Origin of the sequence: Mesorhizobium sp. M7A.F.Ca.CA.003.01.2.1 (assembly GCF_003998945.1) — a bacterium.
GTDB classification, from domain to species: domain Bacteria; phylum Pseudomonadota; class Alphaproteobacteria; order Rhizobiales; family Rhizobiaceae; genus Mesorhizobium; species Mesorhizobium ciceri.
Genome location: NZ_RZRA01000404.1, coordinates 1 through 4802, shown reverse-complemented (window position 1 = coordinate 4802; position 4802 = coordinate 1). Strand labels below are relative to the sequence as shown.

At 60.6% G+C, this 4802-nt stretch carries 4 protein-coding genes and 1 pseudogene; 4 read left to right on the top strand and 1 reads right to left on the bottom strand.

What is annotated here, in order from left to right; genetic code table 11:
* Both EN969_RS17260 and EN969_RS17255 read left to right on the top strand, forming a co-directional pair.
* Positions 1-272: pseudogene (locus tag EN969_RS17260) on the top strand (serine kinase); the annotation flags it as partial.
* An 8-nt stretch (positions 273-280) separates the two neighbouring features.
* Entirely contained in the window at positions 281-2125 is a 1845-nt protein-coding gene (locus EN969_RS17255) for an ABC transporter ATP-binding protein (protein ID WP_063169879.1), read from the top strand.
* Positions 2126-2233: 108 nt separating this feature from the next.
* On the opposite strand, the gene EN969_RS17250 is transcribed toward EN969_RS17255, so the two are convergent.
* Positions 2234-2509 carry an exopolysaccharide production repressor ExoX protein gene (locus EN969_RS17250; protein WP_013528119.1) on the bottom strand — a complete coding sequence of 92 codons (276 nt, stop codon included), beginning with the start codon at positions 2507-2509 and terminating at the stop codon, positions 2234-2236.
* A 601-nt stretch (positions 2510-3110) separates the two neighbouring features.
* Between EN969_RS17250 and EN969_RS17245 the strand changes: the two genes are divergently transcribed.
* Entirely contained in the window at positions 3111-3788 is a 678-nt protein-coding gene (locus EN969_RS17245) for a sugar transferase (RefSeq protein ID WP_013528120.1), read from the top strand.
* A 100-nt stretch (positions 3789-3888) separates the two neighbouring features.
* On the top strand, positions 3889-4802 hold a 914-nt coding region (locus EN969_RS17240; protein WP_164758311.1), incomplete at its 3' end, for a polysaccharide biosynthesis/export family protein.

Here is a 4802-nt window from a genome sequence, read left to right as displayed (position 1 = left end):
GGATCTATATCCTCGAGCGCGGCGAAAGGGCTGACATCACGCCCTTGCCCGCCATTGCCGCCCTGCCGGCCATCATCAAATTCTCCTATGTGACGCGCTTCGGCCGCGCGGCCCTGCCCGGCGACTTCGCGACGGCGCATCTTCGGCAATGTTCATGGATTGCCAACCATATCGGCGTGTACCGGCTGGAAGTCCCGACGGGCCTGGACAGGATCGGCGAAGCCGTGGAACTGATCGAAAAGGATCTGTCGGCTGGCAGCCGGCGGTTGTGAGCGCAACCATGTCGAAGCCCCCAATCCTTCGCCTGTCGCTGTTTCGAGAAATTGCCGCCTTCGGCGCCACCATTGCCCGGATCGGCGGCCGGCGAACGTGGACGGCGCTGTTCTTCCTCATCCTCGGCAGCCTGACCGAGGGCATTTCGATCCTGCTGCTCGTCCCGCTGCTGCATCTGGTCGGACGTGCCGACCAGGATTTCGCTGTTCGGCTGCCCAACGATGATTTCGTGCGCTGGCTGGTGCCTGATGGCACGCTGCAACTGACGACCGTGCTTTGCGCGCTGGTCGGGCTTGTTGCGGCGCAGGCGGCGTTCAATCGCTTCAAGTCGGTCTACATGGCCAAATTGCTGTTCGATTTCATCAATCGCGTTCGCATGAACCTGTTCGAAAGCATCGGCAAGGCGCGCTGGGGCGTTTTTACACGCATGCGCAGTTCCGATCTCGATCATGCCCTGACCGGCGACATCGACCGCGTCCAGGGCGCGGCTTTCTCACTGCTGATGCTGGTGCAAATCGCCGTTCTTCTGGCCGGCTATCTCCTGGTTTCCGTGTTTATCTCGCCGGTCATGACGCTGTTTGCCGTGGTCGTCGGCATCCTGATGTTCGTGGCGCTGCGGCCCTTCCGGGCACGGGCCACTGCCTTCGGCCGTGTGCTGACCGCCAATCGCCAGGACCAGTACCGGACGGTCTCGGAATTTCTCGGCGGCATCAAGGTGGCCAAGAGCCTGAACGTCGAGGACAGCTATTTCGCGCAGCTGCGGTCGACGCTTGAGAGGATGAAGGCCGACAACATCGACTATGTGCGCAACAGCACCATCGGCACTGCTGTATTCCAGGTGGCGAGCGTCGTGGGCCTGAGCCTGTTCATCTATGTGGCTTTGGTCCGCTTCAATCTGTCGCTGGCCGAGATCGTCGTCCTGCTCCTGGTCTTCATGCGTATCGCGCCGCGCTTCATGGACATGCAGACGCAGGCCCAGCAAGTGCTGATCAACCTGCCCGCCTTTACGGCAATGCGCAGCCTGCAGGCACGTTTCGACGCCGAACGCGAGCCCGGCCATACCGAGTTCGCCGACGCCGGGACACTCTCCCTCAATAAGGGATTGAATATTCGCGGCGTGTCCTTCGCCTACGGAGATGCTGTCGACAAGGCGGTGGTGAGCGGCATCACCTTCGGCCTGCCGGCCGGCAAGGTCACCGCCCTGATCGGCCCGTCCGGATCGGGCAAGAGCACGATCGCCGACATGCTGCTTGGCCTGCTGGAGCCCACCACCGGCAAGATGCTTGTCGATGGCGTCGAGATCGATGCCAGCAATCGCCGTCGCTGGCGCGACCAGGTGGCCTATGTGCCGCAGGACGTGTTCCTCCTGCACGACACGATCGCGGCGAACCTGCGCCTCGCCGCGCCACGGGCCAGCGATGGCGATCTGTGGGCCGCGCTGCGTCAGGCGCACGCCGGCGAGTTTGTCGAACGGCTCGACCTCAGGCTCGAGACGGTGGTCGGCGATCGCGGCGTGCGGCTCTCGGGCGGCGAACGCCAGCGCATCGCGCTCGCGCGCGCGCTGCTGCGCAAGCCGTCGCTGCTCATTCTCGACGAGGCGACCAGCGCGCTCGACTGGCAGAACCAGTCGCTGATCGCCAGGTCGATCGATGGATTACGCGGTACGATGACGATCCTGACCATCGCGCACCGGCCGTCGATGATCGCCTTCGCCGACTGGGTGGTGGCGATGGAAAACGGCCGTATCGTCGAGGTCGGCCAATATCAGCGGCTGAAGGAAAAAACCGGCAGCCGGTTGTCGAGGATGCTGTTGGGGGAACAGTCGGAGAGCGAACCCGCTGATGTGGCGTGAGCCGGCGACCAAGACGCGTCGCGCCGAGACGGATTCACGCGGCGCTTTGGTCCCTTTGTCTCGAAGGATGTCGTTGCCGCCAAACCGGCCACGTTTGAGCAGTCTGCATCAATGCAGGCCGCGCCTGGCACCGCCCAGCTTCTCGCTTTCGGCGACCTCGGGTGCGTTCAGTTTGCGCTCGGCGTCACGAGCTATGTCGGCAGGCGTCGGCGCGCTCCTGGCGATCATGGTGTAGATGAGCACGAAATAGCCAGCCTGAATGGTCACGGCGCAGATGATGACACGCACCAATATCGTGCCTATCGACGCACCGCCCAGCCAGGACCAGCCGACGACGATCGCCAGAGCGAAAATCATCCCGAGGATGAATTTTGGAAGTGCCATACCCAACAGCCCATAAACCGGCTCGGGTATTATCGCGATTGCCCCACCCGAGCGCCGTCCCTTGTCATGTGGGCTTGTTAAGGTCGCCCACTCTCGACCGGTTGCTTCCGGCCTTTTCCACCTGTCGTCACCGTGACAGGTATAATTTGCAATTCTATTAAGGCGAGCAATAGGCGGCAAGGGCAACTTCGGTTATTTTTGATCGAGCTTTTGCGATCGACTCTGCCATGTTGCAATGCACGCAACGGGAGCTAGGCCGATATCCTCTCGTCGATATTTTTCAGTAAAATGGCCAATATTAAGTAGTATTTTATATGGTTTTGACCAAGCATCACGGCATGATGAAGCACTAGTTTGTACCTCGCCTTGGCAAATAGGTAGGTCCGCCTAAAAACCGCCCCACAAAGGCCTCTATTTTTTCGGCTGTGCCCATTTATTGTCACAAATGTGCTAAATATGCCGAAATTTGTGCATGGCAAGCTTATTATTTAGTCATTTCATGACGTGACTATTTCAACGGGGTGGTAAATTGTGTGTTGCGCTGCAACATTTTTTTGGTATCGTGTGGTGAACCATTCGTTCAACGCATGGAGTTTACGGCATGAGGGACGTTGCCAAGTCAGCCACCGCGAGCTTTTCGCAGGCTGACATCGATTTTCCGCCGCCGATCGGCGGCCTGCTCAAACGCAGCTTCGATATCACCGGTTCACTGATTGGCTTGATCGCCCTCAGCCCGCTATTTGTCATGATAGCGCTGCTCGTCAAGTTTTCCGACGGTGGCTCGATTTTCTACGGCCACAGGCGAATCGGGCGGGGCGGACGGATTTTTCCGTGCCTGAAGTTCCGCACCATGGTTCCGGACGGCGACAAGGTGCTGGCAGCCTATCTCGCCACCAACCCGGACGCCAACGCGGAATGGATCGCGACCCGCAAGCTGAAGAACGACCCGCGCGTCACCCGCGTTGGAGCAGTGCTGAGGAAACTCAGCCTCGATGAGTTGCCGCAGATCATCAACATCCTGCAGGGCGATATGAGCCTTGTCGGTCCGCGTCCGGTTGTGCGCGACGAACTAGAGATCTATGGCACATCCGCCGTCTACTATCTGAAATCGCGTCCGGGCCTGACCGGCCTGTGGCAGGTCAGCGGCCGCAACGATGTGTCCTATGACAGCCGCGTCGCCTTCGACCGTCACTATGTTGAGAACTGGTCGCTGTTCGAGGACGTTCGCATCATCATCAAGACCGTCCCGGCCGTCTGGATGTCGCGCGGTTCTTACTGACCGGCCGGTGGCCAATGCCAGACATTGGCGTCGGCCATTCGACGCAAGCTCATCGGGCGATGGGGCTATAGCGGATCGGAACGTTGAGTTGAAAACAGATTTGTTCGAAGCCTTTCGCGGCGGCCCGGTTTCCGGCCGCCTGCGGCGGGCGCGTTTGCTGGCCACATGCCTTGCCATGGCCCTCGTCGTCCCGGACATGGCCGCCGCCGGCGACTATCGCCTCGGCTCGCAGGACAAGCTCACCATCCGCGTCGCCGAATGGCAGACCGTGGAAGGCACATTCCGTGACTGGTCGGCGGTGAATGGCGAGTACACGGTCGGTCCATCCGGCACGCTGTCGGTGCCGTTCGCCGGCGAACTGCCGGCCTCCGGCAAGACCACGTCCGAAATCGCAACGGCGATCGGCGAGGCTTTGCAGAAAAAACTCGCTTTGTCAGACAGACCGGAAGCCTCGGTCGAGATGGCGCAGTTCCGGCCATTCTACATTTCGGGCGAAGTCCAGAACCCCGGCCAGTTTCCATATGTGCCTGACCTGACAGTGTTGAAGGCCATCAGCGTCGCCGGAGGCATCCGGCGAAACGCCGACTACGGACCTCAACTCGGCAAGGACTTGGTTACCGCCAAGGGCAATTTCGATGTCTCCGACGACCAGCGCATTCGGCTGATCGTCAGGCGCGCCCGCATCGACGCGGATATGGCCGGCAAGGCCAGTTTCGACGTGCCTAAGGAGGTCGAGGGCGATCCGAGACTGCCAGCCATCGTCGCGGACGAAATGACTATCCTGACAGCGGACCAAAAGGCGCTGAAGCTGAAGCTTGAAGCGCTCGACGATCTCAAAGGGGTTTTGGAATCCGAGATCGAATCGCTGCAGAAGAAGATCGTCAACCAGCAGCAGCAGGTCGACTTGGCGCAGCAGCAGCTCGCCAGCATCGGCCCGCTAGCGCAGAAAGGCCTGATCGCCAACGCCCGACTGCTGGATTCGCGCCAGTCGGTTGCCGACCTGCAGGGCAAGAT